The following is a 24,255-nucleotide window of genomic DNA, read 5'->3' on the forward strand; positions in this document are numbered from 1 at the left end:
TCTCAACTCGACCCAATTTCAAACTCAATCGTGCCGCCGCTCTTGCTGAGTGGCGCGGTCTCGGCGTGAATTAATGGACAGTGCCACTGTCCTTGCAGAGACGAGTTCGAATTGGTCTGACAGCACCCATCTGTGCCGTACCTTTCAAGACACCCGCGCATCGCATCGAGGTTCAGATTGACCAAATGCCTCTGGCACTTCGAACTCAACAAATCTGGCAAGTGCCACGGCACAAAAAAAGCGCCCAAGGGGCGCTCTAATCCACTTTATTTGGGGCAGGGTTACCCGCCCCAGCTGCGCACAACACCGCAGTCCATGTGAACGAAGTTGGAACCGGAATAACGTCCGACGCCGCCGCCCTGACAGGCAATTGCAGCCTTTGCCATTTGGTTCACCGACCGCGTGGAAAGCCGCAGATCAGCCGCTTGACCGCGCATATGAAGGGAATTCTTCGCCACACCACGAGAGCGGGAGCGCAGCATCGCGTTTGTTTTTGGGCTCCGGTAGCCGGACAGCAGCATGTAGGGTTCATTCACGTCGAGCAGGTTATGAGCAGCTGCCATGATGTCCACAGTGCGCAGATCGATGCTTTTGACACCGTCAGTGCGCCAGTCGCGCATGAAATAGTTGACCTCTTTCACAGCATCTTTGATGTACTGTCCTTCGATCCAGTAGATCATGTCGATCCGCTCGCCCGTGCGGCCAGAATACATCTTGATCCGTCGGATATCGCCGCCGCCACGAAGAAAGCCTGCTGCGTTCGAAAAAGTAGGAGCTGCTGTTACTGCTGTTGCTGCGAATGCGCCAAGAAGCGCGCGCCGGGTCATCCCCGTGGAGCTTTTGCCAGTCATGTGATCGTCTGTCCCGTTTCTGCCTGTTTGGCGTCTGCCTGTGACTGTGATGTTACACAGCCATGTAATCTCTCGTCCCCGGATGCGAAGGGTTATGGCATAGCCCGAATCGTCAACCAACCCTTTAATCTGTTGGGTTCCATGAATATGCAATTTTAGGCAATTTTCTGCTCAAAATACGCTCATGCGTTTAAGTCACGGTTAAAGATCAGGTGTTGTTTTGGCATCAGGTACGCAAATGTTCTTGCTTTGACGTCATTGTTATTGGACTCATCCGATCCCCGTACTGAAAAATCGGTAGCATAGACCACGTTGCGAACGGTGAATTTGAATGCGGTTTTTGGTTTTGTTGCGCCTCATGGCGCTCATCATGATGCTTGGCGTGTCGATCGGCGCAAGCCTTGTGCCGTCTGTAGCGCAAGCGCAGGTGACCGCGTTCAAACAGGCCGTGGCCGAGGCCGCCTCTAGAGATGAAGACATCGCAGCTTTCTACCGGCAGAACGGCTTTGCCCCGCTCTGGACCGGTCCGGGTGAGGTTGACCGGGAACGCCGCGCGCAGTTGATGCGGGCCATCAGAACTGTCTCTGATCATGGGCTACCCGTCGCTCGTTACGATCCTGATGCATTGATGAACATGCTGGCATCCGTGCGCACGGCCCGTGACCGTGGTCTGGCCGAGGTCGAGTTGAGCCGCGTTTTCCTGCAATACGCCGGTGACATTCAGACCGGTATGCTGATCCCCAACCGAATTGACCGTGCGATGGTACGTGAGGTTCCTTATCGTGATCGGACTGGATATCTCACCGGGCTCAGCACCGCCCAGCCTGCGTCCTTCTTTCGTGCGCTTCCTCCGACCAGCATGGAATATAATGCGTTGATCAAGGAAAAGGTCGCGATGGAGCGGCTGCTGCACGCCGGTGGGTGGGGGCCGACGGTCCCTGCAAAATCGCTCAAGCCGGGTGACAGTGGAAACGCGGTGATCGCTCTGCGTAACCGTCTGATCGCGATGGAATATCTAGAGCGGACCAGCACACGCACCTACGATGCAGATGTTCAGGCTGCTGTACAGCAGTTTCAGATCGATCACGGTTTGAACGATGATGGCGTCGTTGGTGCCGCAACCATGCAGCAGATCAATGTCAGCGTAGAAAAGCGACTGCAATCGGTGCTTGTGGCCCTTGAGCGCGAACGCTGGTTCAACACGGAACGGGGCAAGCGGCACGTCCTTGTAAACATCCCCGATTTCTCGGCCAAAATCATGGATGATGGCAAGGTCACCTTTCAAACCCGCTCTGTCGTTGGGGCCAACAAGGAGGACCGGCCGACGCCTGAATTCTCGGATGTGATGGAGCATATGGTCATCAATCCAAGCTGGTTTGTGCCTCGATCCATCGCGACAAAGGAATATCTGCCAGCGCTCAAGCGCAACCGAAATGCCGCGGGCCATATCCAGATCACGGACAGCCGTGGGCGGGTGGTCAATCGGGGTGCCGTAAATTTTGCTGCCTACAACGAGCGGAACTTCCCCTTCGCGATGCGCCAGCCGCCCAGCCGGTCCAACGCGCTGGGTCTGGTGAAATTCATGTTCCCCAACAAGCACAACATCTATCTGCATGATACGCCGGCCAAGAGCCTTTTTGCCCGCGACGTACGCGCGTTCAGTCATGGGTGCGTTCGTTTGGCGCAGCCATTCGATTTTGCCTATGAACTGCTCAGCAAGCAGGAAGCTGATCCCAAGGGGTACTTTCAATCTGTCTTGCGTACCGGGCAAGAGACAAAGGTCGATTTGAATGAACCGGTGCCGGTGCATTTGATCTATCGCACCGCCGTGACAAATGCGCGGGGTCACACCGAGTACCGGGCGGATGTATACGGACGCGACTCAAAGATATGGGATGCGCTCAGCCGGGCAGGGGTGGTCTTGGGCGGCGTTCAGGGTTAAATCTCGCCGCACACCGTGAAGGGGTGCTGCAATGTCCTATACGATTGCCGAAATTGCCAAAGCGCTGGGAGCGGAAGCTGTCGGTGATACGTCCCTGGTTATTGCAGGTGCCGCTGAGCCGCAGAGCGCTGGACCCGAAGACCTGGCTCTTGCGATGAGCCCTAAGTATGCGGAATCACTGGCTGAGGGCGCGGCACAGGCCGCGATGCTCTGGGTCGGGGCGGATTGGCAGGCGATGGGGCTGGAAGCGGCCATCATTCCGGGCCGTCCGCGCTTTGCGATGTCTGGCCTGACCCGCATGTTGGATGCGGGCCAGGGCTTTGCACCGGGCATCCATCCGTCTGCGATAATCGACCCTGATGCGGATCTGGCTAATGACGTCAGTGTTGGCCCTCTTGCCATTATCTCTGCGGGCGCACGGATTGGCGCTGGTTCCGTCATCGGGCCCCATTGTTTTATCGGTGAGGACGTCACGCTGGGCGAAGGGGCCTATCTGCGCGAACAGGTCAGCATCGGGGCGCGGGTCACGATTGGCAAGCGGTGCATCATTCAACCCGGTGCACGGATCGGCGGGGATGGATTCTCCTTCGTGACCGCCGAGCCATCCGCTGTCGAGGCCGCGCGGGAAACACTGGGTGATCAGGGCGACACGAAAGCGCAGCCTTGGATCAGGATCCACTCACTTGGGTCTGTGAGCATTGGTGACGATGTCGAGATCGGGATGGGCAGCACCATCGACTGCGGCACGATCCGGGACACAACCATTGGGAATAACACCAAGCTCGATAATCAGGTGCATTTGGGTCATAATGTCAGCGTTGCGGACAACTGTCTGCTCTGCGGGCAAGTCGGTATCGCGGGTTCTGCCCAGATTGGCAGCAATGTTGTCCTGGGTGGCCAGTGCGGCGTCAGTGACAATATTTTTGTGGGCGATGGGGTCATCGCCGGCGGCGGCACAAAGCTGATGTCAAACGTCCCGGCGGGCCGCACCATGCTGGGCTATCCCGCCACACAGATGGACAAACAAGTGGAGCAGTACAAATTGCTGCGCCGCTTGCCACGCCTGTTGCGCGAATTCGCTGAACTACGAAAGGCTGTTTCCAAACCTGACGAGGATGACTAAATCAGGCGCAGAACGACAGCTTAGGACAGGCCCATGAGCATCAAGGATCAGGTCATCGCAATCATTGCTGAACAGGCTGTGCTGGAGCCTGAAGACGTGACGATGGACAGCACGCTGGAAAGCCTTGGCATCGACAGCCTCGGACTGGTTGAGAGTATTTTTGCCATTGAAGAGGCGTTCGACATCACCGTGCCTTTCAATGCAAATAAACCGGAAGACTCTGATTTTGATATCTCATCAGTGCAGAGCATCATCGCGGGTATAGAACGCCTGAAGGCAGCACAGGGTTAAGCAATGAAGCGTGTCGTGATCACCGGCGCGGGCACGATCAACGCGCTAGGCCTGTCGGTGCCCGACACTCTTCAAGCGATGCGCGAAGGGGTTTGTGGCATTGGTCCCTTGGACATTCGGGATGTTGAACGTCTGCAAATCCAGATTGGCGGCCAGGTCAAAGGATTCGAGGCTGAAGGCCGCTACAATCGCCAGCAGATATCGCTGTATGATCGGTTCACGCAATTTACGCTCGCGGCCGCAAAAGAGGCGATCGAGCAATCCGGTCTGACGTTCTCGGGCGAGCTTTCCGCCAGATCCGGTGTGGTGCTGGGCACGGCGGGCGGCGGGGTGTCGACGTGGGATGACAATTACCGCGCCGTCTATGAAGAGGGAAAGAACAGGGTTCATCCCTTTGTTGTTCCCAAGCTGATGAACAATGCCGCAGCCAGCCATGTCAGCATGGAATGGAACCTCAAGGGGCCATCGTTTACCGTCTCAACCGCCTGCGCATCGTCAAATCATGCGATGGCACAGGCTTTTTCGATGGTCCGTTCCGGCATGGCGCCCGCGATGATCACCGGTGGATCGGAATCGATGCTATGCTTTGGTGGCGTAAAGGCCTGGGAAGGGCTGCGCGTGATGAGCCGTGATGCCTGTCGTCCATTTTCCGCCAACCGCAATGGTATGGTGCAGGGCGAAGGGGCGGGGATCTTTGTCTTTGAGGAGTTTGAACGCGCCCGAAAGCGCGGTGCCGATATTCTTTGCGAAATCGTTGGTTTTGCGATGTCATCCGATGCCAGCGATATCGTCATGCCGTCCAAAGCCGGGGCTGCACGCGCGATTTCAGGCGCGCTGCAGGATGCGCAGCTGAACCGCGATGAGGTCTGTTATATCAACGCACATGGCACTGGCACCGCAGCGAATGACAAGACGGAATGCGCTGCTGTTGCGGATGTCTTTGGGCCGCATGCGGATAGGCTCATGATCTCTTCAACAAAGTCCATGCATGGTCATCTGATCGGTGGTACGGGTGCAGTCGAACTGCTGGCCTGCATCATGGCAGTGCGCGATGGTGTGATTGCACCCACCATCGGCTACGAAGAACCTGATCCGGAGTGTGCCCTTGACGTGGTGCCCAATGAGGCCCGTGAGGCCAAGGTGAACGTGGCTCTCAGCAACGCTTTCGCGTTCGGCGGTATGAACGCTGTCCTTGCACTGCGAACCGCGCCATGAAAAAGGCCGCCAAATGTGGCGGCCTTTTCCAATTTCGGCATTTCGCGGTTCTTATTGCTCGACCACTGAAACCTTGTCGTAGCTGGCAGTGAAGCCTGACAGAGACAACGAAAGCTTTACCTGCTGATCAGGCGCAAGCGCCGGGACGATCGTAATGACGGCCTCTTTTCCGCGTTTGAAGGCGGCAACATCTTCGGCGGTGAGACCCAGTCGTGCATAACAGCCAACCGGATTACAGAACGCATAGGGATACCGCCGCGCTTTACCACCATCTACAGCAACGGTCAGTTGCTGGGGCAGGGAGGTTTCAAGCGGAACCACGATGGTTGCGCCGGCTTTGGCCTTGCCGCCATCGGGCAAACGGAAAAGGGAAATTTCGGCTACAGGTGCGCCCTGACCATCGTCCAAAAGCTGGTACATCTGGCAAGGGTCGGTTTCAGTGTCGGTTTTGATGCACCGCATTTCCCATGCACCGATCACTTCCTTGGTGTAGGGTTTGCCCAGTTCAGGATCTGCGTCCGCATCTTCGCCAAGGCTCAACTGGTTTTCAATCTGGGTGGCAGCGCCAGCCTGCGGCGTCGCCTCTTCAGTTGCTGTTGCTGTCTGGGCCGTCACCACCTGGGGTGCCATCAGGGCGAGTGCTGCGCAAAGCGGCCAAGCGGTAAAAAACTTGCTCATGTCAAATCCATGTTTGTTGCTTTAGCGCCGTCTACCATGCCGTCGATGCAATGTCAGTGTCGATCCACAATATTTTGATATCTGGGAGGCAAAGAGCCGCCTATGATTTTGGAGATAAATTCAGGCACCAAAAAAGAAAAAGAGGACGCTGTGCATCCTCTTTCCCAAATTTATTCTCCCCGTCGAACTGGGCCGACTTATGCCGTAACGTTACGAAAGCTGATGCAAGGGGTCAACCGTAAAAGTACTAATAAAAACAATAAGATAACTATTGAGCCGACGCGCCAGACCCGTTGAATGGAAAAAGGGCCGCACCCAAAGGCGCGGCCAGTCTGACAGGGAGGAAATGCCCCGGGGCGCAAAAGGACATATGCATCCGGGGCAATTAGACTATGGCATGCAAAGGTTAACTTTGTATGCTCAGCCAGAATTGAATGTTGACACCGCCGGAGAGGACCACGCGTGACCAAAGACATCTTTATCGGAGGCGGTGGCGAGGATTATGCCACGCAACAATTTCTCAACATCGGATACGCTAACCGGCACGGCTTGGTGGCAGGGGCAACCGGCACCGGCAAGACGGTCACGCTGCAAATCTTGGCCGAAGGGTTTTCTGCGAAGGGCGTCCCGGTTTTCCTGTCTGACGTGAAGGGTGACTTGTCCGGCCTCGCGAAATCCGGAAGCGCCGATCACAAACTGCACGAGGCGTTTACCAGTCGCGCTGAGAAGATTGGTTTTACCGATTACACCTATGATGCCTTTCCCGTCACGTTTTGGGACCTTTATGGCAAACAGGGTCATCCCGTGCGCACCACGGTGTCCGAGATGGGCCCTTTGTTGCTGGCTCAGCTTCTGGGTCTGACCGAAGCGCAGGAGGGCATTCTCAACATTGCTTTCCGTGTGGCCGATGAAGACGGTTTGCCGCTGCTTGACCTAAAAGACCTGCAAGCGCTGCTGGTTTGGATTGGGGAAAACGCAAGAGATCTCACACTGCGGTATGGCAATGTTTCGGCAGCTTCTGTCGGTGCGATCCAGCGGCGTCTTCTGGTGCTCGAAAATCAAGGCGCTGCGGACCTTTTTGGTGAACCGGCACTGGCACTTGAAGACCTCATGCGAACGGACGCGGACGGGCGTGGTGTGATCAATATCCTTGCCGCTGATCAGTTGATGGGCGCGCCAAAGCTTTACGCGACTTTTCTGCTTTGGCTGTTGTCGGAACTCTTTGAGGAACTGCCAGAAGTGGGCGATCCGGACAAACCCAAACTGGTGTTCTTTTTTGACGAGGCACATCTATTGTTCGATGATGCGCCAAAGGCGCTGGTCGACAAGGTTGAACAGGTCGCGCGCCTTATCCGCTCCAAGGGTGTCGGCGTGTACTTCATCACTCAGAACCCCGCTGACGTTCCCGATGACATTCTTGGTCAGCTTGGCAACCGGGTTCAACACGCCCTCCGGGCTTTTACTGCCAAGGATCGCAAGGAATTACGGATGGCAGCCGAAACCTACCGCGAGAACCCGCGCTTCTCGACTGAAGAAGCAATTCGCGAGGTTGGTGTGGGCGAGGCAGTCACATCATTCCTTCAAAAGAAAGGTGTGCCGGGCATTGTGGAGCGCACGCTGGTTCGACCTCCATCGTCGCAACTTGGCCCCATTGATGTTTCTGAACGCGAAGCCTTGATGGCCCAATCGGAAATGGCAGGGAAATACGAAAAGCGGCTGGACCGCGAAAGCGCGTTCGAGATACTGCGCAAACGCGCCGATCAGGCCGCCGCCGAAGCCGCCAAGGCAGAAGCTGAAGCCGAGGCCGCCGAAACCCCGATGCTGCGCGAGTTCAACAATGCCCGACGCTATGCAGGCAAGGGCGTTCCTCGCTCGACCTCTCGCCCGACGCGGCGGAAATCAGAAGAAGGTTTTGGCACTGCCATGGCGCAAGTCGTTATCAAGGAACTCAAAGGTACGACCGGTCGCCGGATCGTGCGCGGGATACTTGGGGGCCTTTTTAGAGGCCGCTGACAGAACCAGACAATAAAAGGGGGGCACCAGGCCCCCTTTCTTTTTGGGTGAGGATAGTTCTCGCATCGCCTGCGGCAAACGCGCGCTGGGGAGATCGGGTCTACTTTTCCGGGATCAGACCACGCGGACTAAATCGCAACACCAGCAAGAGCACGAGCCCCATGGTCAACAGTCGCATATGCGCCGCTGACTCAATAAGGTGCTCTTTGAGCGGTGACCCTTCGGCCATCCCGGACGTGATGGCATTCATCAGCCACAGGCCCATCGGTTCCACCTGTACCCAAAGGAACCAGATCAGGAAGCCACCCAGCACAGCGCCAAGGTTGTTGCCTGATCCGCCGACGATCACCATCACCCAGACAAGAAAGGTGAACCTGAGCGGCTGATAGGTACCCGGCGTAAGCTGGCCATCCATCGTGGTCATCATCGCTCCCGCGATCCCGCAGATCGCAGAACCAAGGATAAACACTTGCAAATGCCGTGCGGTCACGTCCTTGCCCATTGCTTCGGCGGCAACCTCGTTGTCGCGGATCGCGCGCAGCATGCGGCCCCAGGGCGAATGCAAGGCACGCTGCGCCATCCACATCAGGATCAGCAGAACGGCGGCGAAGAGGATGATATACAGGAACTTCACCCACAGCGTCGAGCTTTCCACCGGATCAAAACCAAGACCTGCTGCACGCTCCACGAAGGCCGCGCTGTTCTGAAGATCAATCTCGTATGGCACAGGGCGCGGTACCCCGATCACGTTTTTCACACCACGCGTCAGCCAGTCCTCGTTTTTCAAGACGGCAATAATGATCTCGGCAATGCCAAGGGTCGCAATCGCCAGATAATCCGATCGAAGACCCAGTGCGGTCTTGCCAATAATCCAGGCCGCAGCCGCCGCGAAGAGCCCGCCGACAGGCCAGGCGATAAGCACCGGCAGACCCAAACCGCCAAGGTAGCCGGTCTGGGCAGGGTTAATCTCTTCGATGCGCTCAACCGACGGATCCAGAAGACCACGGAACAAAAAGAAGCCTGCGACCAGAACACCGATCACCGCCAGTGTCCGCAGCCACCCGGCATCCATGCGCTTCATCACGAAAATCGCCAGCAAGATTGTCCCGGCACCCAAGAGTAGCGCACCCAAAACGCCCCAGCCGCCAGCGGCAAAGGCCCCTTCGGTGGGAGGCATCCCTACCAGCACGGCCGCCAGTCCCCCCAAGGCGACAAAGCCCATGATGCCAACGTTAAAGAGACCGGCAAAGCCCCATTGCAGGTTCACCCCCAGCGCCATGATGGAAGAGATCAGCCCCATCGCGATGATCAGCAAGGCCGAGTTCCAGCTTTGCTGGAAGCCCACGCTCATGATCAGCAGGGCGACGGCTGCAAAAAGTAGCGTATTTTTCAGTGTATCGTTCATACCGCTTGCCCCTTAAATAGACCCGTGGGCTTGAACAAAAGCACGATCAGCAGAATGACGAAGCTAACCGCAAATTTATAATCGGTGCTCAACAGCTGGACGAGCCCGCTGGGTTCAAGCGATTCAGGCATCAGGTAGACCAGTATCTTCTTCCATGCGTAGGTGATCGTCACTTCCGAAAAGGCGATCACAAAACCGCCTGCGATGGCACCAACTGGATTGCCCAATCCGCCAACAATGGCGCTGGCAAAGATCGGCAGAAGAAGCTGGAAGTAGGTGAATGGTTTGAAGCTCTTGTCGAGACCGTAAAGGACGCCTGCAATGGTCGCCAAAGTCGCGACGATCATCCATGTGATCATCACCACCCGCTCGGGGTTGATGCCCGACAGCAAGGCCAGATCCTCGTTATCGGAATAGGCGCGCATGGATTTGCCCGCGCGGGTCTTGTTGAGGAACCAGAACAGCAGGATCACGACGATGATAGCCGTGACGATCGTGATGCCTTGCGTTGTCTTGAACGACAGGCCTTCATCCAGACCCGTGGCACGTTTGAATTCACGCGCAGATATGATGAACCGCTGGCCGTCAAAAAAATTCTGGTCATCCGCGCCAATGATAAAACGCGTCACCCCGTTGTAGATAAAGGTAATACCCAGCGAAACAATCACGAGGATCACCGGCTTGGCTTTCTTCACCCGGTAGAACTTGTAGACGGCCCGGTCGGTGCCCAGAAGCAGCAGAATGGCGAAGGCGATACCGAAGGGCAGGGCAAGCAGCGCAGTGGGCAGCGGCCTTAGCGAGATGCCCCAGCTTTGGAACAGCCAAGTGACCAGCACCGTGGCCATCGCCCCCAGCGCCATTGTGTCACCATGGGCGAAGTTTGAAAACCGCAGGATGCCATAGACCAGCGTCACGCCCAATGCGCCAAGCGCAAGTTGAGAGCCATAGGCGACACCGGGGACAAACACGTAATTCAGAAAGGCCACGATTGCATTGAGAAGATCCATGTTCTTAGCCCCCCAGGAAGGATTTGCGGACTTCAGGATCGGCCAGAAGTTCCTTGCCCGTCCCGGTATAGGCATTTGCCCCCTGCACCAGCACGTAGCCTTTGTCTGCGATTTCAAGCGCCTGCCGTGCGTTCTGTTCGACCATCAGGATCGGAATGCCTGTGCGCGCCACCTCGATAATCCGGTCGAAAAGTTCGTCCATCACGATGGGCGACACACCCGCCGTCGGTTCATCTAGCATCAGCACCTTGGGCTGCGTCATCAGCGCGCGACCCACGGCGACCTGCTGGCGCTGGCCGCCCGAGAGTTCACCTGCCGCCTGCAAGCGCTTTTCCTTGAGGATCGGGAAAAGGTCATAGACCTGCGCCATGGTATCGCTGAAATCATCCGTGCGGATGAAGGCCCCCATTTCAAGGTTTTCCTCTACCGTCATCGACGTGAATATGTTGGACGTCTGCGGGACAAAGCCCATTCCCTTGGCCACACGCGCCTGCGGCGAAAGATCAGTAATGTCCTCTCCATCAAGCTTCACATGGCCCTGACGCATATCGAGCATGCCAAACACCGCCTTCATGCCCGTTGACTTCCCAGCGCCGTTTGGCCCAACGATCACGGCTATTTCGCCCTGATCCACCGCAATGGTGCAATCGTGCAGGATGTCCGGCCCGTTGCCGTAGCCTGCGGTCATGTTCTCCCCAATCAGGAAGGGGCCGCCGGGGGCAGGGCGGGTTTGTCCGCTTCGTTGCGGTATCTCGCTGCCCATCCCTTTGGGATTGGCGATTGATACGTCCTTGTTGCCGCGGTCGCCGTAGGGATCGCTCATATTAGGCCTCTTTTCTTCATTCTGTCGCCACTCGTGTCTGGTCGGGGCTGGCGCAGGTTGTCTCGTCAACGCAGGCGTCACGCAGCATGGTCAAAACCGCATAAGACTCTGCATCGATACTGTCCCATTCAAGATTGCGCGGCCCGTCGAGCCATAGCATGATCCGGGCGTCGGCAACTTCGGCAAGCATCACGGCACTGACCGTTTCCACATCATCGTAGCGGTCCCGCTGGAGCGAGCGAAAGGCTTTGCCCGCCGGTAACTCCAGAACGTCCTGTTGTTTCACGGCAAGCGGCGCGTTGCCATCCGCCTCGACCAGTTCGGAATAGGTCACAAACTGCTCTTGTAGCGTTGTGAGTTCGTCCTTGATTTCCGACCCCGGCCAGTCCTCGGTGAAGTTCAGGATATAGTCATCCAGCAAAAGCGTCGCCCCGTCGCCATAGGGATCCCATTTGGCGTCAGACCATGCGGTGTCTCCGGCGCACATCCAGATGTTTTCAGACAGCTGATGGCAGGCAGACGCCGTTTGGGGTAGGGCAAGGGCCGTGGCCACAACAGTCGCGTAGACCAGCGGCCTCATGCGCCCACCTGATCCTTGTTCTTCAGGCCCGTGCCAAGATAGGCCTCGATCACCTGCTCATTGGCCTTGATTTCATCCAGCGTGCCGGTGGCCAGCACGCGGCCCTCGGCCATACAGATGACCGGATCGCAGAGCCGTCCGATAAAGTCCATGTCGTGTTCGATCACGACAAAGGTATAGCCACGTTCCTTGTTCAGCCGAATGATCGCGTCGCCGATGGTATTGAGCAGCGTACGGTTCACCCCCGCACCCACCTCGTCCAGAAAGACGATCTTGGCGTCGACCATCATCGTCCGGCCCAGTTCCAGCAGTTTTTTCTGCCCGCCCGAAATCTGGCCCGCCTTTTGCTCTGCCAGATGTTCGATCGTCAGGAACTCAAGCACCTCGTCTGCTTTTGCTTTGAGCGCGCGTTCCTCATCAGCAATCCGCTTGCGACCGAACCACGTGTTCCAGAGCGTCTCACCCGATTGCCCGCCGGGGACCATCATCAGGTTCTCGCGGCAGGACATGGAATGAAATTCATGTGCGATCTGGAAGGTGCGCAGCAGCCCCTTGTGAAACAGATCGTGCGGCGGGATGCCGGTGATCTCCTCACCATCCATGTAGACCTTGCCCGATGTTGGTTTAAGAACACCTGCGATCACATTAAAAAGCGTCGTTTTTCCAGCACCATTCGGTCCGATCAACCCGGTGATGGAGCCCCGGTCGATGCTCATGCTTGCCCCATCTACCGCGTGAAAGCCGCCGAAATGCTTGTGCAGATCGTCGACAACGATCATGTGCTCCGCTTCGTGCACCATCAGTCCCATCCCCGTCTCTGGCGCATTGGCCAGCTGATCATTTCGATCTTAATTCTTGGTCTTTATGCCAAGACAGCCCGCACGAGGGCGGGCTGTCTCAATCTCACAGCAGAGCCTTACTTGAAACCGATGGTTTCGTTCTTGCCGTCTTTTACTTCGATCATGCGATATGTACCGGCAGATTCACCGGGGCCGATCAGCTCAACAGCAGAAGCGCCGACGTAATCGACATCTGTGCCTGCCTTGATCAGCTCAAGTGCCTTGGCCAGCTCACCTGGATAGATTTTCTCACCCGGAGCATTCGCAACTTCAAGGATCTTGTCCTTGTAGGCCGCCGGATCGGTGGAGCCTGCCGCCTGCATCGCCATCATGAACAGCGCTGCCGCGTCGTACCCTTCGGGTGTATAGGGCGATGTGCCGTCAAAGCCCTCGGCTTCGGCCATGGCTGTGAAGGTCTCGATACCGTTACCCTGCGAACCGGCGATCTGACCGTAAGAGCCATCAAGGTCCGGACCGATTGTCTTGGGCAGGTTTTCACCGATCATGCCGCCGGGCAGACCGAAAGTATCCCATGCGCCCGCATCCAGCGCGGATTTGATGATGCCGGCACCACCCTGGTCAAGGTAGCCCGCGACAACCAGCAGGTCACCGCCAGCAGATGCCAATGCGCCGACCTCGGCAGAGTAGTCCGCCTTGCCGTCTTCGTGCGCTGCTACGATGGTCACTTCGCCTCCAATGGCCTTGAAGGAGGATTCAATCGCATCCGCCAGACCCTTGCCGTAGTCGTTGTTGGTGTAGGTCAGCGCGATGGACTTCACGCCACGCTCCTGCAGGATTTCCGCCATCACTTCGCCTTCACGGGCGTCGGAAGGGGAGGTCCGGAAGAACAGGCCGTTGTCTTCCATGGTGGTCAAGCCGGGGGATGTCGCGGAGGGCGAAATCATGACCATGCCGTTGGGGATCGCAACGTTCTGCAGAACCGCGCCTGTCACACCGGAACAGTCCGCACCGACGATGCCGGAGACGCCTTCGGCGATCAGACGCTCAGCAGAGGCCACGGCCACACCGTTGTCGATACAGGCCGAATCCGCACGGATCGAGGTTACTTTCGCGCCGTCCAGCAGCATGCCGCTGTCGGTTACTTCTTTCATTGCCATTTCGGCACCGGCCGCCATGGGGCCGGTCAGCGATTCAATCGGACCGGTAAAGCCGAACAGTACGCCAAGCTTGATGTCTTTCGCGTGGGCATCGGCAAGTGCGCCGGATGCCATCAATGCTGTGGCCGCAGTGGCCATAAGCAGGTTTTTCATGTGGTTCTCCCTTGTTGGAACTTGATGTTCGCGGCGGAGGGTAAGCGGCGATTTGCCAAAAGAAAAGAGGTTTTTAGAGGCTCAATCAGGCTCATAACAGGGCTTTGAACACCTGATTGTGGTAAATCCGAGCGTTAAGGTTAGATTTCCTGCATGAACGTCCGTTACCGGGAGAAAAAGAATGCGAATTTCGACAAAGTTCACCAATGTCCTGCTGGCGGCAAGTACTGCCTTGATGATGGCCTGTGCGGCAGCAGCACAAGAAAATTGGCAAATTCAACCGGTGGGTACGGGGCTTGATACGCCGTGGGCTGTCGCGCCGCTACCAGAAGGGGGCGCGCTGATCACCGAACGTGATGGTGATCTGATCCTGCATAAAGATGGTCAAAGCGTAGCGATCGGGGGTGTTCCGCGGGTGGCCGCGCAAGGGCAGGGAGGTTTGCTGGACATCACGCTCGCGCGTGACTTCGCAAGCTCGCGGAGGCTCTACCTGACGTATGCCAAACCGCAATCTGGCGGCGGCAGTGGCACCGCGCTCGCTCGGGCTGAATTCCCGCAAGGTGACACCCGGTTGCGCAACGTGCAGGAGATATTCGCCATGAAACCCGGCAGGAGTGGCGGGCGGCATTTTGGCTCTCGGGTGGTCGAGGCCCCGGACGGTACGCTGTATGTCACCATTGGCGACAGGGGCGACCGACCAGCAGCGCAGGACCTATCGCGCCACAACGGCAGCGTGATCCGGGTCGCTACAGATGGCAGCATTCCGCGCGACAACCCCTTTGTGAACAGCGATTTCGCCTTGCCCGAGATCTGGTCATATGGCCATCGCAACCCGCAGGGCGCCGGGCTTGATCTGCAAGGCAATCTTTGGGTGGCGGAACATGGTGCGCGTGGCGGAGATGAGGTGAACGCGGTGCGCAAAGGGGCCAATTTCGGCTGGCCGGTCATTTCATATGGCCGACATTATTCGGGGGCCAAGATCGGCGAGGGCACGCGTAAGGAAGGCATGGAGCAGCCGGTGTTCTATTGGGATCCGTCCATCGCTCCTTCAGGTCTATTGGTCTATTCCGGCAGAATGTTTCCCCAGTGGCGCGGCGATATGTTCGTGGGGTCGCTGAAATTTGACTATATCATCCGGTTGTCCGGCAATCCGCTGCGTGAAGTCGAACAGATCAAGACGGCGGAGACATCAAGGGTACGCGATATTGTCGAGGCTCCGGATGGCTCCATCTGGTTCGTGTCCGAGGGACAGGGGGCGGTTTACCGGATGTTTCGGTAAGTCGCTTCGCGAATGCGGCGAAGGTCGGCTTCGAGTCCTCTTTACCGCGATGCCGTGACGTAGCGAACGTCTGGTATCCGTATACCGATGAACAGTTTCTCGTTAACTTCGACCTTCGACAGCGAACAAATCACCGCATTCCGAGCTGTCTCAATATAGCTGGTATCCCCGTGTATAAGCGAAAGGTTCATGCCGCCCTCGATTAGAATCATGACTTGCTGTGCAACCGCAGACGGATTGTCCAAACCGGTTGAGGCAAATCGATCCAAAAGCCAGTTCTCGATGTTCATTTTATGGGAATGTGCCGGGTGACGTGCCGGGTGACCGGGCATGTCAGCAAGCTCTGCAGCAATCCGAGAGCAACCCGAGCACAACAAATGCCTCCCGTCGGCCCATTTCTTGATCTCACGAAAAAGATGGTCAACCATGCGAACAGGATACTTTGCGGCGAACCGCAAACATGTGTCGGCGTCGTGATCTTTGTAAGACAAAAAACGCAGTGTTGCATCTATTGTGAAGAGCGGCATTTGGGTTCTATCCCTCACCGCAAAGCGACCCAAGAAGCCCGCCCTTTCGCCCTACGCAACAAACTATTCTTCCGGAATGCCGAGCGTGCGTAGGTATACCGCGATGTCTTCCAACGCCTGCGCGGAGAATACCATTGCTTCCTTGTACCGTTTGATGGTCAGGTCGGGATAGGACTTTAACATCGCATCCCTAGAGGTTTCCGCCTCAACTACTCGACCGGCAGCCAAGAGCGCGGGTGCGAGATTACGATGGATCCAAAAGGCATTGGGCCGCTCCATTAAAGCACGCAGGTACAGGTCGGCAGAAGCGTCGAAGTCACCGGAAACTTGATGTGCAGCGGCCATGCCGACGAGGTTGTTGAAATTCATTGGATCAAGAGGGCTCAGGCGCATGGCATGTTCGAAATGGCCAAAAGCTGCAGCGGGCCGGTCGGCGTAGACCTCCAGCCAGCCCAATCTGCTGAGCGCCCAGGCGGAATTGGGGTCAAGTGCAATTGCGCGTTCCAGCAAGATGCGTGCGGTCCCGTAGTTACGTGCAAATGTGTGCACCACGCCCAGCACCGATAGGATCAGAGGGTCATCCCCCGATAGCCCGGCGGCTTTTTCCGCCATCTCCAGGCCGCGGGCCTTGACGGCCACAATGTCATCGGACCAGTTATAGACCGAATGCTGCGACCAGCACCAAGCCGACAGCGCCAATGCCAAGGGATAGTCAGGATCAATTTTCAGAGCATTCTCAAGCAATTCCAGAGCCATGGCGGATTCTTCCTGCTCTTGCATCCAGACATGACGCATCGCGCGCATGGCATAATCGTAGGCCCCCATGTCATGCGGGCGTTTGCGTAAGGCGCGGTCTATCTCGGCCCGCTGGATCGACGGTTGCAATGCGCCTGCGACCTGTTCCGTGATCCGGTCCTGCAGATCGAACAACTCGCTGTCCGCACCATCGTATTTTTCAGCCCATAGGTGGGCACCGGTTGTCGTTTCAATGAGCTGGACGGTAATCCGCAGTTTCCCGCCGGCGCGCTGAACTGACCCTTCAAGTACATAACCAACGCCCAATTCACGACCGATGTCGATTACGTTCATGTGCCGACCTTTATAGGCAAAGGCGGAATTGCGGGCGATGACAAAGAATGACCGGATCCGCGACAGGGCGGCTGTCAGCCCTTCAACCACACCATCGGCAAAATAGTCCTGATCGGGGTCGCTGGACATGTTGTCAAAGGGCAGAACCGCGATTGAGGGTTTGTCGGGCAAGGCCAACCTGTGCGGCGTATCGTGGGTTTGGGTATTCGGCCAGCGGAACACGCGGACCTTGCGCACAATGTTTTTCAACACCCGTTCGCCAACATCTGCAAACTCGATGTCGACCTTACCGTTCACATGTTCATGAGCAGTGGCGCTCAGTGCGACGCCACCGGGGGTACACACTTCCTGGATACGCGCGGCAACGTTAACTCCGTCGCCGAAAATGTCCGTTCCTTCAAGGATCACGTCGCCCAGATTGATCCCGATGCGCAAGGCAACCGCCTTTTCGGGCGGAATATCGGCATTAAAGCTATGCATCTGTTCCTGTATCGCAATTGCGGCACCGACCGCATCAACAACACTGGAAAAGATTATGATCGCCCCGTCTCCCATCAGTTTCACAATCCGTCCCTGATGGCGCAACACCTGAGGCGAAACGATGTTTTTCTGCAACCGCTTGAGTGTCGCCAGAGTGACTTCCTCATCCGCACCCATCAGACGGGAAAAGCCCACAACATCTACAGAGATGATCGCCGCGAGTTGCCGTTGGGTGCGCCGTGTGGACATTTGATATGTTCCCTATTCATCAACGTATTGCAGTTTCAGAAGTCGCTTCTATCGAGACCTGTCTCCAGGCAGCGCGGATCGCCGATGTGGCAATTGAGACATCCTCATCGGCGATGGCACCGGAAATCACAGAGATCCGCATGACCCACTCACCGCGCCAAGTCGCGCCTGCAACAAAGATGATACCGTCCGCAACCACGCGGTCCATGACGGCTGCAGCCAGTACCTTTCGTCGCTCAGCGCCATCGCCGTCATGGCCGAAACGCAAGATGACCTGATTGAGGACGACATCGTTCATCACCAGAATGCCCGGCACCTGTGCCAAGTCCGCTGCGATCCGGCGGGCCAGCGCACAGTGCTGACGAACCATCGCGGCAACGCCACTGCGCCCCAGCGATCTGAGCGCGGCCCAGGTGGGAAGACCACGTGCCCTGCGTGACAACTCGGGCACCAGATAAGATGGAGCTCTGTCACTCGCCTCCCTCGCAGGCAGGTAGCTGGCCGAGATGGCCATGCTACGCTGGAGCGCATCTGCATCGCGGACGATCGCATAACCGGAATCGAATGGGACCTGCAGCCATTTATGCCCGTCCACGACCCAGGAATCCGCTCTCTCGATACCATCGGTCAAGGTTCTCAGGTCCGGCACGGCGCGCGCCCAAAGCCCGAAAGCTGCATCTATGTGTAGCCAGGCACCATTTTCTTGTGCGATATCTGCCAGAGTTGCAAAGGGATCAAAGGATCCGGTGTTGATCTGCCCTGCCTGCGCGATGATCAATTTCGGACCCTCGCAGGCCGCACAGCGACGGGCCAGGTCGCGGGCCAGCATCCGGCCTTGATTGTCTGTGTCCACGCGTACGACGCGGCGTTCACCAAATCCCAGATAGCGCAGGGCCGACAGGACTGAAGCATGCACATCATCACTGACGAAGACATGCACCTGAGGTGCGCCAAAAAGCCCGTCAGCTTCGCAATTCCACCCATCGCGACGGAGCAACGCGCCGCGCGCGGCGGCGAGTGCCGCAAAGTTGCCTGCGGTGGCTCCGGTGACAAATCCCACGGCAGCCTCACGCGGCAGATCCAGGATCTCCAGCAACCAGCCTGCCGCGGTTTCCTCGACTGCCGCAGCCGTCGGCGTTGCCGAATGCATCGCCGCATTCTGGCCCCATGCCGACGCCAGCCAATCGGCCGCGACACTCACCGGGGAAGAGGCGCCCATCACCCACCCAAAGAACCTGGGGTGGGTGATGGGCATCAGGCCGACCTCGCCAAGGTCGGCAAGCTCATTGATCACATCGCAATCCGGCGTACCGGTCTCGGGCAAACGCCCCGCGAAACGCGCGCGCATCTGTTGGTAGTCCAGCTGTGGCTTTACCGGCTGATCCGCAACCGAAGACCTGTACGCCACAGCCCGCTGATACGCGACTTCAAAAACATCCATGACAGCTTTGCTCACTCCAGTTGCGCGTCTGGTGTGGACATCGAGATGGCAAGCTCTTCGGCATCCATGTCCTCGGCGATGTTTTCAAACATCGGAGTGCTCAGATACCGCTCGCCGGTGTCCGGCAACATGCACAGGATGACAGAGCCAGCCGGAGCCTTTTCAGCAACGGCCAAAGCCACGGCAAAGGTGCCTCCTCCGGAGATACCGGTAAAAATGCCCTCTTTCTGGGCAAGGTCTTGCGCGCACTTTATTGCATCTGGGCCAGCGACGGGGATCAATTCGTCATAATATCCGCCCGTCACAGCCTCCTCCAGCACTGCGGGGATAAAGTCAGGTGTCCATCCTTGAATGGGATGCGGTTCGAATGCCGGGTGACTTACGGCAGGTGCGTTGTTGGTCTCGCGTTCTTGCGCATGACCACTTCCCAACAATTGCGCGTTGGCAGGTTCGGTCAGGATGATCTTGGTTTCAGGCCGCTCTTTGCGCAGCACCCTTCCGATACCGGAAATCGTGCCACCTGAACCATAGCCGGTTACGAAATAGTCCAGAGCCGATCTGTCGAAATCCGCGACAATCTCGCGACCCGTGGTCGCTTCGTGAATGTCAGCATTGGCGTCTGTCTCGAACTGTGAGGCGAGAAACCAGCCATGTTCCTTGGCCAGGGCAGCGGCCTTTTTGTACATGCCCACACCTTTCAGGGCCCGGGGTGTCAACACAACCTTTGCCCCCAGCATCCGCATCAGACGCCGCCGCTCAATCGAAAAACTGTCTGCCATGGTGACTACCAGCGGATAGCCCTTTTGCGCGCAAACCATGGCCAAACCAATGCCGGTATTGCCGCTGGTCGCTTCAATGACCGTCTGGCCCGGCTTGAGGGTCCCGGACCGTTCAGCCGCCTCGATGATGTTTACCGCAAGCCGGTCCTTGACCGATCCGGCCGGGTTGAAGGCTTCTGCCTTCACATAGACCGTCGCGCCCTTTGTCGGGATATTGTTGACGCGGATCACAGGTGTGTCCCCGATCGTCTCCAGCACGCTGTCAAACAGTCGGCCGCGCCCATGTGTGGTTCGGATGCCTTGCTTGTGTTCCATTGGTCATTTCCCTGTTGTGAGATCGCCGATTGATCAATCGACCGTGGCAGTTGATTTCGTGGTCCGTTCGGAGCAACAGACCGAGCGTTGGATGATATTTACCTTACAGATCGCTGCGGGACTTGCTTGAGGGCAACTTGAGTTTTCCGTGGTTTTTGGTGCAGTTGGTAGTAAGCATGACATATGCGTTACCGCTTTGACCCTTTCACTTTGGACGTTGCCCGCGGGTTGCTTCAGTCTGCTGGCCAGGACATCGCGATCGAGCCGCGAGGCTTTGCGCTGTTGGCACTCCTGGTCGCGAACAACGACAGGATCGTGACCAAGGATGAGATTGTTGCGGTTGTCTGGGACGGGCGGATCGTGTCAGATGCCGCAATTGCCACAGTGATCAAGACGACGCGAAAAGCCCTCGGTGACGATGGGTTGGAGCAAAAATTCATCCGCACGGTGCGCGGGCGGGGCGTGCGGTTTGTCGGAGCAGTTACTCCAAGTGTCCCTGCCGAGGTGCGCCAACCTGAAACAGCGCCTGCACCATCGGCGCTGGTAGCACCCTCATCGCGTCCGTCCCTTGCCGTCCTGCCCTTTCGCATGGTGGGGTATTCCCAAACCTTCAGCGCAATTTCTGATGCTATACCGGCAGAGTTGATTTCATGTCTGTCGCGCCTGCGCTGGCTGACCATAGTTTCACGTGGCTCTACGTTTCGTTTTCGCGATAGCGAGACTGATCTGGCGGCGGTCCACTCTGCACTTGGGGCCAATTACTGCCTGACGGGGCTGGTTGAAATTTTCGGCGCCGTGATCGCGGTTTCGGTCGAATTGTCAGACACCCGGAGCAAGTCCGTCGTCTGGAGCGAGCGTTTTTCAGGCACGATCAGCGACGTCAACGAGACCAGAAATGACATTGTGACCCAATTGATCTCGGCACTTGAACTTTATGTTCCGCTCAACGAGGCGAAACGGGCGCGCTTGCGTCCCCCTGAAAATCTTGATGCCTGGAGCATTTATCATCTGGGCCTGCAGCACATGTACCGGTTCAACAAGGCTGATAATCTGATCGCAGCCAGCCATTTTGAAAAGGCCACGCTTCTGGATCCTGACTTTGCCCGGGCCTTTGCCGCGCGGTCGTTCACCAGCTTTCAAAACGCGTTTCTCAAGTACAGCGCCGATGTGGCCGCGGAAACCGACAACACGCGCCGGTTCGCCGAAAAAGCCGTAGAGTTGGACGCGATGGACCCCTTTGCAAACTTCACGCTTGGCCGTGCGCATTGGCTCAGAAGTGACCCCGAGGCCGGGATGCCCTGGATTGATCGCGCGATTGAGCTGAGCCCGAATTTTGCGCAGGGATTTTATGCGCATGGCTGGGGCGACGTGATGGCGGGACGCGGTGCCGAGGCGCTGCAGCGGCTTCAAAAGGCCATTGCCCTCAGTCCGTTGGACCCGTTCTTGTACGCTATGCAAAGCGCCTGCGGTCTGGCCTATTTGCAGATGGAAGACTACGAAAACGCCGTGCTCTGGGCTGAGAGGGGTGCCCGCGCTCCGGGATCTCATTTTCTCATCGGAGCCATTGCAGCGATGATCTGTCAAATCAACGGTGACGACGAAAAGGCCTCCCATTGGGCAAAGACGACGAAAAACCGTAGGTCTGATGCCTCTGTGGCGATGTTCTTCGACGCCTTTCCGTTTGAAGATCAACAGATGCGATCTCAGATTACTGCTGCTTTGCTCTCGGTTGGGTTCCAAGCCGACTAAACCGCAATAATCTAAACCTTTCAGCCCATAGAAGGTGCACCTTGAGAAGGGACAATAACGTGCTCCGAACCCAGATAGCTCTAAACCAATAGATCCGCCGCTGAATAGTGATAGCTGCCATTGGCGCAGGTGCAGCGAAATGGCGCTTCGTCCGCGTTGCCGACACTGGCGCATCTTGCCGCGAAGGTCGGGAGTGAGCCCATAGCTACATCGAAAGCTTGACTGAGCAGATCGTCTGCAGCTCACGATTGGCAATCTGCACAACCCTCAAACTATCGATTTCTGCAATGATGGGAAGAGTTCCTATTGACGCTAAACTTACATCTTCCAATTCAGAAAGATTGCTGTTTGCACCAACAGTCATATGCGGACGAAAAGGAATATCAGTATCAAATTCGTCGCTGTGCGGGCCTTCATATAGGTCACGATGTAATGCTGTAAGCTGCTTGGCACCTTTGGTACATAAGAGAGAAATTTTATGGACTTTTTCAAAAGGGTCGTAGCATATCTCACTTTTCGAAAACTCAGTAGAAATCGCTGAAGTCTTTGAAGCTACCTGATCGCAGATCGCCGCAATCTCTTCGGGAGACGATTTCCGAACTCCAAACACGAGTGTTATGTGGGGGGCTACAAGTTGCGCTCTTTCAGGCTCGTGCGTCTGGCGAAACGCAGCAAGGGACCGCGAAATCTTCGCCTCAAGTTTTGGGTACGCCAGTACATAGATCATCCGACGAGTTTCGGGTATCTGCACTCAATCCTCAAGGTCTGCTCCGTCCGGATGCTGTTGAAAAAGTTGGCCGGGGATTTCGTTTGAATTGATGGGCAAACGGTTTCTGCCCTGCTCTTCACACGGGATTTGGTCTGAGCTTGGCAAGTTTGCGAAGGTTCTGGACTGTTGCTGCGAGGTGGAACTCATCTTTGGCGCCGTTTGGCCCCCTAAGGCGGAGGCGGTCGAGGCCGATGATGCGTTTGAGGTGGGCAAAGAGCATCTCTACCTTCTTTCTCGCGTAGCTTGAGGCGACATAGGCATCGGTCTTCGCGATATCCCGTGCTTTTTGGCGGGCGTCTTCATGCCTGGATCGGGCGATCTTCCGGGTCGCCTGGTTGGGCGTGCATCTGGGCTTCAGCGGACACGCAGCGCAATCCTGTTTCCGGGCATAGTATTTCTTGACACCATCCTTGCCGAACGCCGGTCGTCCCTTTGAGATATTCCGCCAGTACGGCCTCAGTTCCTTTCCGCCGGGACATTTGTATGCATCGGTGTCGGGATCGTAGGTGAAGTCGGTGGCAGGAAACGCGCCGTCCTTGCGCTCGGACTTGTCGAAGACCGGGATGTGGGGTTCGATGCCTTGCTCTTTCACAAGCCAGCCGAGCATCTCCGCCGCACCATAGGCTGTGTCTGCGGCCAGCATCCATGGGTGCAGGTCGAAACGATCCTGGGTTCTCACCAGCATGTCGCGCACGGCCCCCACTTCCGCCTGCCGTATCGGCGCAGTCGCTTCGACATCGACGATGATCGCATGATCCAGATCGACAAGGTAGTTGGTGCTGTATGCAAAGAAGGGCCTGTCTCCGTTGGCGCCAGTCAACCGCGCGGCCGGGTCGGCGGGCGAGATCGCCTTCGGCTTTACCGGTGTCGCCGCGCCAAAGGCCGCATCGTCGAGCGTGTCGAGGTATTCCTGCGTCGCCCGGTTTGCCGCATCTGCTGCCGACCAGTCCGAGAAGTCCACCTTCGTATAGCGGCTTGCATCAGCCTTGATGAGCGAAGCATCTGCTCCGAAGCTCTCGCCGCCGACCAGTCCCTCGGCAATGCAGCGCGCCAGAACCTGCTCGAACAGATGCCGGAAGAGGTTGCTGTCCCGGAAACGTCCGTGTCGGTTCTTAGAAAAGGTGGAGTGATCGGGCACTGCGTCCGTCAGATCGAGACGACAGAACCAGCGATGCGCAAGGTTCAGATGCACCTCTTCACAGAGTCGCCGCTCAGACCGGATGCCAAAGGCGTAGCCGACGATCAGCATCCGGATCATCAGTTCCGGGTCGATCGAGGGTCTGCCTGTCGAGCTGTAAAACGGCGCGAGATGCGCACGCATGCCGCCAAGCGCGACAAACCGGTCGATCGACCGCAAAAGGTGATCTGGCGGCACGTGGTCCTCGAGTGAGAACTCGTAAAACAGCGCGCCCTGCGCCACCTGCCTCGGTCCCATCATCGCCAGACCTCCCTTGCCTCAGGGCAAGTGAATCAGCCGATCACGCAACGCTCAAGCAGAGTTTTTCAACACTATCTCCGCAATGCTGACCTTGGAAATTTG

General features: G+C 57.2%; 21 protein-coding genes. 7 read left to right on the plus strand and 14 right to left on the minus strand.

Annotated elements, in window-relative coordinates; genetic code table 11:
• Nucleotides 1–281: 281 nt before the first annotated feature.
• Complete coding sequence (locus GV827_RS13350) at nucleotides 282–851, minus strand: YcbK family protein (protein WP_164354315.1); 570 nt, start codon at nucleotides 849–851, stop codon at nucleotides 282–284.
• A 331-nt stretch (nucleotides 852–1,182) separates the two neighbouring features.
• Here GV827_RS13350 and GV827_RS13355 point away from each other — a divergent pair, with 331 nt between their 5' ends.
• The 4 genes from GV827_RS13355 to GV827_RS13370 are packed head-to-tail and all read left to right on the plus strand — an operon-like array spanning nucleotide 1,183 to nucleotide 5,422.
• Complete coding sequence (locus GV827_RS13355; protein WP_164354316.1) at nucleotides 1,183–2,793, plus strand: L,D-transpeptidase family protein; 1,611 nt, start codon at nucleotides 1,183–1,185, stop codon at nucleotides 2,791–2,793.
• 31 nt (nucleotides 2,794–2,824) lie between these two features.
• Nucleotides 2,825–3,916 carry a UDP-3-O-(3-hydroxymyristoyl)glucosamine N-acyltransferase gene (gene lpxD, locus GV827_RS13360; RefSeq protein ID WP_164354317.1) on the plus strand — a complete coding sequence of 364 codons (1,092 nt, stop codon included), beginning with the start codon at nucleotides 2,825–2,827 and terminating at the stop codon, nucleotides 3,914–3,916.
• Nucleotides 3,917–3,949: 33 nt separating this feature from the next.
• Nucleotides 3,950–4,207 carry an acyl carrier protein gene (locus tag GV827_RS13365; RefSeq protein ID WP_164354318.1) on the plus strand — a complete coding sequence of 86 codons (258 nt, stop codon included), beginning with the start codon at nucleotides 3,950–3,952 and terminating at the stop codon, nucleotides 4,205–4,207.
• A 3-nt stretch (nucleotides 4,208–4,210) separates the two neighbouring features.
• Nucleotides 4,211–5,422, plus strand: a complete 1,212-nt coding sequence (locus tag GV827_RS13370; RefSeq protein WP_164354319.1) for a beta-ketoacyl-[acyl-carrier-protein] synthase family protein — start codon at nucleotides 4,211–4,213, stop codon at nucleotides 5,420–5,422.
• A gap of 51 nt (nucleotides 5,423–5,473) precedes the next feature.
• On the opposite strand, the gene GV827_RS13375 is transcribed toward GV827_RS13370, so the two are convergent.
• Entirely contained in the window at nucleotides 5,474–6,100 is a 627-nt protein-coding gene (locus tag GV827_RS13375) for an invasion associated locus B family protein (RefSeq protein ID WP_164354320.1), read from the minus strand.
• 462 nt (nucleotides 6,101–6,562) lie between these two features.
• Here GV827_RS13375 and GV827_RS13380 point away from each other — a divergent pair, with 462 nt between their 5' ends.
• Complete coding sequence (locus tag GV827_RS13380; RefSeq protein ID WP_164354321.1) at nucleotides 6,563–8,113, plus strand: helicase HerA-like domain-containing protein; 1,551 nt, start codon at nucleotides 6,563–6,565, stop codon at nucleotides 8,111–8,113.
• A 100-nt stretch (nucleotides 8,114–8,213) separates the two neighbouring features.
• Here the strand turns inward: GV827_RS13380 and GV827_RS13385 are convergent, their stop codons facing one another.
• The 6 genes from GV827_RS13385 to GV827_RS13410 form a co-directional block, all read right to left on the minus strand.
• On the minus strand, nucleotides 8,214–9,518 hold the full coding sequence (locus GV827_RS13385; RefSeq protein WP_164354322.1) for a branched-chain amino acid ABC transporter permease: 1,305 nt from the start codon (nucleotides 9,516–9,518) through the stop codon (nucleotides 8,214–8,216).
• Nucleotides 9,515–10,525: a branched-chain amino acid ABC transporter permease gene (locus GV827_RS13390; RefSeq protein WP_164354323.1), complete on the minus strand. Its 1,011-nt coding sequence runs from the start codon at nucleotides 10,523–10,525 to the stop codon at nucleotides 9,515–9,517. Before GV827_RS13390 ends, GV827_RS13385 begins: the two co-directional genes overlap by 4 nt.
• A gap of 4 nt (nucleotides 10,526–10,529) precedes the next feature.
• Nucleotides 10,530–11,348: an ABC transporter ATP-binding protein gene (locus tag GV827_RS13395; RefSeq protein WP_164354324.1), complete on the minus strand. Its 819-nt coding sequence runs from the start codon at nucleotides 11,346–11,348 to the stop codon at nucleotides 10,530–10,532.
• 16 nt (nucleotides 11,349–11,364) lie between these two features.
• Complete coding sequence (locus GV827_RS13400) at nucleotides 11,365–11,928, minus strand: hypothetical protein (RefSeq protein ID WP_164354325.1); 564 nt, start codon at nucleotides 11,926–11,928, stop codon at nucleotides 11,365–11,367.
• Nucleotides 11,925–12,707 carry an ABC transporter ATP-binding protein gene (locus GV827_RS13405; RefSeq protein ID WP_164354489.1) on the minus strand — a complete coding sequence of 261 codons (783 nt, stop codon included), beginning with the start codon at nucleotides 12,705–12,707 and terminating at the stop codon, nucleotides 11,925–11,927. Before GV827_RS13405 ends, GV827_RS13400 begins: the two co-directional genes overlap by 4 nt.
• 137 nt (nucleotides 12,708–12,844) lie before the next feature.
• Entirely contained in the window at nucleotides 12,845–14,038 is a 1,194-nt protein-coding gene (locus GV827_RS13410; protein WP_164354326.1) for an ABC transporter substrate-binding protein, read from the minus strand.
• 235 nt (nucleotides 14,039–14,273) lie between these two features.
• On the opposite strand from GV827_RS13410, the gene GV827_RS13415 reads away from it, so the two are divergent.
• Nucleotides 14,274–15,317 carry a PQQ-dependent sugar dehydrogenase gene (locus GV827_RS13415; protein ID WP_235930365.1) on the plus strand — a complete coding sequence of 348 codons (1,044 nt, stop codon included), beginning with the start codon at nucleotides 14,274–14,276 and terminating at the stop codon, nucleotides 15,315–15,317.
• A gap of 41 nt (nucleotides 15,318–15,358) precedes the next feature.
• On the opposite strand, the gene GV827_RS23400 is transcribed toward GV827_RS13415, so the two are convergent.
• The 4 genes from GV827_RS23400 to GV827_RS13435 form a co-directional block, all read right to left on the minus strand.
• The gene (locus tag GV827_RS23400) at nucleotides 15,359–15,508 is read right to left on the minus strand and encodes a hypothetical protein (protein ID WP_204325886.1); all 150 of its coding nucleotides are present in this window, start codon (nucleotides 15,506–15,508) and stop codon (nucleotides 15,359–15,361) included.
• 399 nt (nucleotides 15,509–15,907) lie between these two features.
• The gene (locus GV827_RS13425) at nucleotides 15,908–17,662 is read right to left on the minus strand and encodes an adenylate/guanylate cyclase domain-containing protein (protein WP_164354329.1); all 1,755 of its coding nucleotides are present in this window, start codon (nucleotides 17,660–17,662) and stop codon (nucleotides 15,908–15,910) included.
• A 19-nt stretch (nucleotides 17,663–17,681) separates the two neighbouring features.
• Complete coding sequence (locus tag GV827_RS13430; RefSeq protein ID WP_164354330.1) at nucleotides 17,682–19,103, minus strand: pyridoxal phosphate-dependent decarboxylase family protein; 1,422 nt, start codon at nucleotides 19,101–19,103, stop codon at nucleotides 17,682–17,684.
• Nucleotides 19,104–19,114: 11 nt separating this feature from the next.
• On the minus strand, nucleotides 19,115–20,197 hold the full coding sequence (locus tag GV827_RS13435) for a PLP-dependent cysteine synthase family protein (RefSeq protein ID WP_164354331.1): 1,083 nt from the start codon (nucleotides 20,195–20,197) through the stop codon (nucleotides 19,115–19,117).
• A 183-nt stretch (nucleotides 20,198–20,380) separates the two neighbouring features.
• On the opposite strand from GV827_RS13435, the gene GV827_RS13440 reads away from it, so the two are divergent.
• Nucleotides 20,381–21,946, plus strand: a complete 1,566-nt coding sequence (locus GV827_RS13440; RefSeq protein ID WP_164354332.1) for a winged helix-turn-helix domain-containing protein — start codon at nucleotides 20,381–20,383, stop codon at nucleotides 21,944–21,946.
• A gap of 205 nt (nucleotides 21,947–22,151) precedes the next feature.
• Here the strand turns inward: GV827_RS13440 and GV827_RS13445 are convergent, their stop codons facing one another.
• Both GV827_RS13445 and GV827_RS13450 read right to left on the minus strand, forming a co-directional pair.
• A complete protein-coding gene (locus GV827_RS13445; RefSeq protein ID WP_164354333.1) occupies nucleotides 22,152–22,673 on the minus strand; it encodes a 2'-5' RNA ligase family protein in 522 nt (173 codons plus the stop codon).
• A 118-nt stretch (nucleotides 22,674–22,791) separates the two neighbouring features.
• Nucleotides 22,792–24,153 carry a transposase gene (locus GV827_RS13450; RefSeq protein WP_164354334.1) on the minus strand — a complete coding sequence of 454 codons (1,362 nt, stop codon included), beginning with the start codon at nucleotides 24,151–24,153 and terminating at the stop codon, nucleotides 22,792–22,794.
• Between the last annotated feature and the right edge of the window lie 102 nt (nucleotides 24,154–24,255).

The organism is Sulfitobacter sediminilitoris (assembly GCF_010667575.1).
Taxonomy (GTDB): Bacteria; Pseudomonadota; Alphaproteobacteria; order Rhodobacterales; family Rhodobacteraceae; genus Sulfitobacter; species Sulfitobacter sediminilitoris.